Origin of the sequence: Acinetobacter genomosp. 33YU, assembly GCF_001990725.1 — a bacterium.
GTDB classification, from domain to species: domain Bacteria; phylum Pseudomonadota; class Gammaproteobacteria; order Pseudomonadales; family Moraxellaceae; genus Acinetobacter; species Acinetobacter seifertii.
Window position 1 is genome coordinate 343,840 of record NZ_LFZQ01000005.1, and the last position, 2,920, is coordinate 346,759.

A 2,920-nucleotide genomic window follows, 5' to 3' on the forward strand; every position below is an offset into this window, starting at 1 on the left:
GGTTCGATTACCGAACTGGTTTGCGAGGGAAATATCATTTAATCGATAAGATTTCATCCCTCTTTTGCCTGTTGCAATAGCTGTTATTACACCAAAATTAAGAAGCTCTTTAATTCCATTACGCACAGTTTCACGGCTCAATTGGCGAGAACCTTTAAGCTCCCCACCCTGCAATTGAGTGTAGCTAACAAAATCTGATTCTTTGTTGTGTCCATTGATACGGTTTTCTAATTCCGCATAGACGTTTCTAGCCGCATCACTAAGAAACGGCCAGACCTCTTTTCGATATAAACGGCTAGACATTACATAGCCATTTTCAAACTTATCGCTATACATGGTCCCAGCCTTCTGATTTGGCTGTGATGGCTTTTTGAAAGGTATGACTTGTGCTGTATTCATCTATTCACAGCCCTCACATTTCGTGTTAAATTCAACATTGGGTACCAACCTACGTTTACTAATCTGAGTGAACGGCAAAAATGTCCTTCTGCTGCAACAGTTGGACTTTTTTTGTGCCTGTATTTTTTGGGGTTACGTCACGGATAGGCGGCGAAGGCATCAACTCAAAATCATTTGTATTTCTTGTATCTGCGGTATCTATGGTCAGATCAAACTCAGCCTGTAGACTTTTAAGCATCTCCTCTACTTCGTGAATTATGTCGATGCCAGCCAATCTCATTAGCTCAGATAAACCATTCAACTTTCTTGAGCGTGCTATACGCTCTAACTTGAGCTTTTCTTCATCCGTACATTTAAACGTGATGCTCGCTGTGAGTTTTTCGATCATGGCTGCATCTCAAGAAAAAATGTCCGGACGAAGATCACACAATGAAATCTTCCCTTTACTTTCTTTGTTTATCTTCTTTGAAAGCGTTGCTGAAACACTGCCACCATATGCAATTTGCAAAAGGTTACTTACGGTTGTTCCACAAGATTTTGCAAAGCTTTCCAAATCTTCTTTGCTTCTAGATTTGATATAAGAAAGCAGACTTTTTACGTGTGGCTTTGATTTAGAAGAATTTTTTAAATTTTGTAAGACTGCCATGACAAGCTCCTTAAATATTTAATTAGTAATTTAGTATTTTACTAAAGTATTTGCAAGCCATGTTTAGTTTTTTACACATTTTGTTTTTAGTTTTTTACTATTAGATTGTGCATATGAATATTTCAGATATCCGAAGAAATAACCTTCTTCAATTAATCGAACAAAAAGCTAATGGTTCTCAAAAGGATTTTGCGAACCAAGTAGGCACAGCTGCCGCTTACTTGAGCCAAATCATTAACGGCACTATAGGGAACAATGGAAAACCAGCCGCCGTAGGAAACCCATTAGCAAGAAAAATTGAAAAAGCTTATGGATTACCAGATGGGTTTATGGATAGAGAGAATTCAAATGATGCAAGATTAGACAACAATGTTGACTTGAAAGAAAAAATTACTACAGAAGGTCGCTTAGTGCCAGTTATCTCATGGGTAGCTGCTGGATCATTTTCACCAATTGAAACGGTTTTACGTGATGCAGTAGTTGATGAATATTTGCCGCCACATACTAAAAGTGGCAAAAATGGTTATGGTTTGAAAATTACAGGAAATTCGATGATGCCACGGTTTGAACCAGGCGACAGAATTTATGTTAATCCAGATATACAAACATTTGATTTGCAAACTAATGATTTAGTTATTGTGGCCTGTGCTGGCGATTCAGAAGCTACTTTTAAAAAACTTATCATTGAAGGAACAAATAAATATTTAGAACCTTTAAATCCCGATTGGCCTGATAAAATTATAAGATTGACCGAAGATTGTCGCTTGGTTGGTAAAGTTGTAGGTTTATATAGGGACATATAATGATAATTAAATCGGTCGGTAAAGAAATCTATATAGACATTAAAAATGTTCTATTGAAAGTAGGATTTCTACTAATATTTCCAGTTCTATTTATTTTTTATCAAACGCCTCATTACTTATCTTTTTTTGAATATTTACCAATTTTTTTTAAAAAGATGAACTATATAGGGTACTTGCAAATTCTCATTCTATTGTGGTTGATTTACTATGCTTGCAAAGAAGATATAGTAATTACGAAATTTTAAACCTGCGAAAGCAGGTTTTTTTATAACTATATAAAACAAAAGTTTAGTAAAAAACTAAATAAATAATTAAAATATCGACTCAATTAGTATTGTACTAAATTTAGTATTTTGCTAAATTCTAATCACCAAGTACGAAGAAGCCCCGACTGTTTGGCGACATGGGGCTTCTTACTCGATTAGGAGCAATCGAATTATGAAACAAAGAACTATACATAGTCAAACGACTACCCCTTGCAACACTGAACCTAAGCCAAGTGATTACGCATTTAACTGGCGTGAACACTTCTGGGCGCATCTTGTGGATACGCTAAAGCTATTTGCTTTTTTAGCTTCTGGGTTGGTTGTCTGGATCTTCTTTTCTTTCTTTTTAACAAGTGTATTGGGTGGTTAATCATGGCTAAATCTAAGAAAAATATTGCGCTTGTTTTAAGAACTTGCAAATCAGACCTTACTAGCCGTAATGGTTTTCAATGGGCAGACGTAGGCGGAATTACAATTGCACCTGACTGGGTTAATAACAAAGATTGTGGCAATGGTTTGCATGGTTGGTTATTTGGCTCTGGTGATCACTCTTGCTCAAATTATCTTGATGCTGAAAGCAAATGGATGGTTCTTGAAGTTGAATTAAAAAGCATTGTAATGCTTGGTGAAAAGTGCAAGTTCCCATCTGCTAAAACTGTTTTTGTAGGTGACAAGAAAGCGGCTACAGACTATCTAATAGCTAATGAACCACGTGCAAAAAATGTTGCTGTGATTGGTGCTAGTTTAGAAGCTGGTGACAATGTGGCTGTATTGGTTGGTGCGCTTGGCACTGCAACTGCTGGCTA

5 protein-coding genes and 1 pseudogene are annotated in these 2,920 nt (G+C 36.5%); 3 read left to right on the forward strand and 3 right to left on the reverse strand.

Features of this window, described 5'->3' with window-relative positions; genetic code table 11:
* From AC056_RS19835 to AC056_RS06345, 3 genes and pseudogenes are all read right to left on the reverse strand, one after another.
* Positions 1–399, reverse strand: a pseudogene (locus tag AC056_RS19835) (hypothetical protein); the annotation flags it as partial.
* Positions 400–457: 58 nt separating this feature from the next.
* Positions 458–787, reverse strand: coding sequence for a hypothetical protein (locus AC056_RS06340; protein ID WP_077163060.1), 330 nt, complete (start codon positions 785–787; stop codon positions 458–460).
* A 9-nt stretch (positions 788–796) separates the two neighbouring features.
* Positions 797–1,045 (reverse strand): hypothetical protein, encoded by a 249-nt coding sequence (locus tag AC056_RS06345; protein WP_077163061.1) that lies wholly within the window; start codon positions 1,043–1,045, stop codon positions 797–799.
* Between the two features lie 113 nt (positions 1,046–1,158).
* On the opposite strand from AC056_RS06345, the gene AC056_RS06350 reads away from it, so the two are divergent.
* From AC056_RS06350 to AC056_RS06365, 3 genes are all read left to right on the forward strand, one after another.
* Positions 1,159–1,848, forward strand: coding sequence for a LexA family transcriptional regulator (locus AC056_RS06350; protein ID WP_077163062.1), 690 nt, complete (start codon positions 1,159–1,161; stop codon positions 1,846–1,848).
* A 438-nt stretch (positions 1,849–2,286) separates the two neighbouring features.
* Positions 2,287–2,484 carry a hypothetical protein gene (locus AC056_RS06360; RefSeq protein ID WP_077163064.1) on the forward strand — a complete coding sequence of 66 codons (198 nt, stop codon included), beginning with the start codon at positions 2,287–2,289 and terminating at the stop codon, positions 2,482–2,484.
* Between the two features lie 2 nt (positions 2,485–2,486).
* Positions 2,487–2,920, forward strand: a 434-nt coding sequence (locus AC056_RS06365) for a hypothetical protein (protein ID WP_213033474.1), incomplete at its 3' end; no start/stop codon positions are given.